Below are 2,258 nucleotides of genomic sequence, written 5' to 3'. Positions count from 1 at the left end.
CCTGCTCGCTCAGCAACCCCGCGTAATACTTCAACTGAATCCGCGCCAGCAAATACGCATGCCGTGCGCTCGCCCAGTCCGGCATCGAGGTTGATTTTCAATTGATATCTAATCTGATGCTGTGCCGGTATGCCTCAGAATAAGCGTTCGATAATCGAACACATCAGCCGCCTTCAATTGACCAAATTAACCATCCAGTACATTTTATCCGCACAACCAATAATAAGTGTGGAGAGACCTTTATGCCGCCCATCGTGCTGGTGCTCAACGGCCCCAACCTCAACCTGCTCGGCACCCGCGAGCCTGCTACCTACGGGCATGAGACCCTGGCCGACATCGCCGCACTGTGCGGTCGCAGCGCGGAAAACCTGGGGTTGAAAATCGAATTTCGCCAGACCAACCACGAAGGTGAACTGCTCGACTGGATCCACGGCGCCCGCGCCCGTTGCGCCGGTATCGTGATCAACCCGGCGGCCTGGACCCACACCTCCGTAGCGATTCGCGACGCACTGGTGGCCAGTGAAGTGCCGGTGATCGAAGTGCATTTATCCAACGTGCATGCGCGCGAGGCGTTCAGGCATCACTCGTTTGTGTCGCCCATTGCCAAGGCGGTGCTCGCAGGCTTCGGCAGCCATGGTTATCACCTGGCGCTGGAACACTTCAGCCACACCCTCAAAGGATCCGCCCGATGAAACCGCGCATCCTCGCCGGCCTGATCGGCGCCGGCATCCAAGCCTCCCGCACGCCCGCCCTGCATGAACAGGAAGGCGACGCCCAAGGCTTGCGCTACCTGTATCAGTTGATCGATCTGGACGCGCTGCAACTGAACATCAACGCCCTGCCCGACCTGCTGGACGCCGCTGAATTGATGCGTTTTACCGGCTTGAACATTACCTACCCATGCAAGCAGGCAGTGCTGGCATTGCTCGATGAATTGTCTGACGAGGCACGAGGCATTGGCGCCGTCAACACCGTGGTGTTCAAGGACGGCAAGCGTATTGGCCACAACACGGATTGCCTGGGGTTTGCCGAAGGTTTCCGGCGCAACTTGCATGACGTCGCGCGAGAACGGGTGGTACAGATGGGCGCCGGCGGTGCGGGCGCAGCTGTGGCCCATGCCTTGTTGGCCGAAGGCGTGCAGCACTTGAGTATTTTTGACGTGGACATGGCCCGCGCCCGCGACCTGGTGGATAACCTTGCGCAGCGTTTTGGTGCCGGTCGTGCCCAGGTCGGCACCCACCTGGAAAACGCCATGGCCGAAGCGAATGGCTTGGTGAACACCACGCCCATGGGCATGGCCAAGCTGCCCGGCACGCCGGTACCGCCTGCGCTGTTGCGAGCCGAATTGTGGGTCGCGGAAATCGTGTATTTCCCGCTGGAAACCGAACTGCTGCGCAGCGCCCGCGCCCTGGGTTGCCGAACGCTGGACGGCGGCAATATGGCGGTGTTTCAGGCGGTGAAGGCGTTTGAGTTGTTCAGTGGCCAAACACCGGATGTGCAGCGAATGCTGGCGCACTTTCAGAATATGAATAGCTGACTGCCGAAACTGAATCAAAAAATGTGGGAGCTGGCTTGTTGTGGCGAGCAAGCTTGCTTGCGCTGGGGTGCGAAGCGCCCCCAAAAAAGCCGGAGACTGCTGCGCAGTCAGCGGGAGCAAGCTCCCTCGCCACAACAAACCAGCTCCCACACTGGTTGCATTCCAGATTGGGAATCGGGTGAATTCAAGCCTGCAAGTACCGCATCACCGACTCACAAATCATCTCCCGATGCCGCTGTTTAATCGCTTCATCGGACAGCTCGATCTGAAAAATCTCACTGAACGTATGGCGGTTGGACACCCGGTAAAAGCTGAATGAGTTGATCAGCAGGTGCACATCCAGAGGCTCCAGCCCTTCGCGAAACACCCCCATCTCGGCACCCCGCCGCAATGTGGCGCCCAGTGCTTCGAGGATGTTGCTGTTCATCGCCTTGATTGAATCCGAGCGCTTCACGTATTCCGCGTTGTGGATATTTTCGATGCTGACGATGCGCACGAAATCCACATTCTGGTCGTGGTGATCAAAGGTGAATTCCACCAGACGACGGATCGCCTCACGCGGCTCCAGGGCCGTGAGGTTCATGCGGGTTTCGGTGTTGCGGATATCGCCGTAGAGTTTTTCCAGCACCTCGACGTACAACTGCTCCTTGCTGCCGAAGTAGTAATAGATCATGCGTTTGGAGGTGTGGATACGCTGGGCGATCGCATCAACGCGCGCGGC

The 2,258-nt window shown here is 58.5% G+C and carries 3 protein-coding genes; 2 read left to right on the top strand and 1 reads right to left on the bottom strand.

The features are described 5' to 3' along the window. Positions 1-242: 242 nt before the first annotated feature. Both aroQ and FEM54_RS30860 read left to right on the top strand, forming a co-directional pair. On the top strand, positions 243-692 hold the full coding sequence (gene aroQ, locus FEM54_RS30865; RefSeq protein WP_017139328.1) for a type II 3-dehydroquinate dehydratase: 450 nt from the start codon (positions 243-245) through the stop codon (positions 690-692). After that, a complete protein-coding gene (locus FEM54_RS30860; RefSeq protein WP_138454098.1) occupies positions 689-1,537 on the top strand; it encodes a shikimate dehydrogenase in 849 nt (282 codons plus the stop codon). Before aroQ ends, FEM54_RS30860 begins: the two co-directional genes overlap by 4 nt. Positions 1,538-1,721: 184 nt before the next feature. Here the strand turns inward: FEM54_RS30860 and FEM54_RS30855 are convergent. Continuing rightward, positions 1,722-2,258, bottom strand: a 537-nt coding sequence (locus FEM54_RS30855) for a TetR/AcrR family transcriptional regulator (protein ID WP_138454097.1), incomplete at its 5' end; no start/stop codon positions are given.

Source organism: Pseudomonas edaphica (assembly GCF_005863185.1).
GTDB classification, from domain to species: Bacteria; Pseudomonadota; Gammaproteobacteria; order Pseudomonadales; family Pseudomonadaceae; genus Aquipseudomonas; species Aquipseudomonas edaphica.
This window is presented reverse-complemented; position numbering and strand designations above follow the sequence as displayed.